The sequence below is a fragment of the Vibrio sp. S234-5 genome (assembly GCF_000960595.1).
Taxonomy (GTDB): Bacteria; Pseudomonadota; Gammaproteobacteria; order Enterobacterales; family Vibrionaceae; genus Vibrio.
Window position 1 is genome coordinate 1 of the sequence record NZ_JZAM01000198.1, and the last position, 406, is coordinate 406.

A 406-nucleotide genomic window follows, 5' to 3' on the forward strand; every position below is an offset into this window, starting at 1 on the left:
ATGTTGTTATTCGCTCTTGGTTAAACCGCATGCTACTGCCTGATGCTGTAGTTACCGGTGGTGACTCGCATACTCGTTTCCCATTGGGCATTTCATTCCCTGCAGGCTCTGGTCTTGGGGCGTTTGCCGCAGCGACCGGTGTGATGACACTGGATATGCCAGAGTCTATCTTGGTGCGCTTTAAAGGCGAAATGCAGCCAGGTACCTGGCTGCATTTCGCCTTTAAAGCGCACCAAGATAGACTCTGGCATATCCAGTGTCATCACACCGGTCGCTGCGGCAAACGCCCCAAGACCAGAGCCTGCAGGGAATGAAATGCCCAATGGGAAACGAGTATGCGAGTCACCACCGGTAACTACAGCATCAGGCAGTAGCATGCGGTTTAACCAAGAGCGAATAACTTCAA

The 406-nt window shown here is 52.2% G+C and carries 2 pseudogenes; one reads left to right on the top strand and one right to left on the bottom strand.

The window, feature by feature from the left end:
• Positions 1-203, top strand: a pseudogene (locus tag UF06_RS24280) (hypothetical protein); the annotation flags it as partial.
• Here the strand turns inward: UF06_RS24280 and UF06_RS24285 are convergent.
• Positions 204-406: pseudogene (locus UF06_RS24285) on the bottom strand (hypothetical protein); the annotation flags it as partial.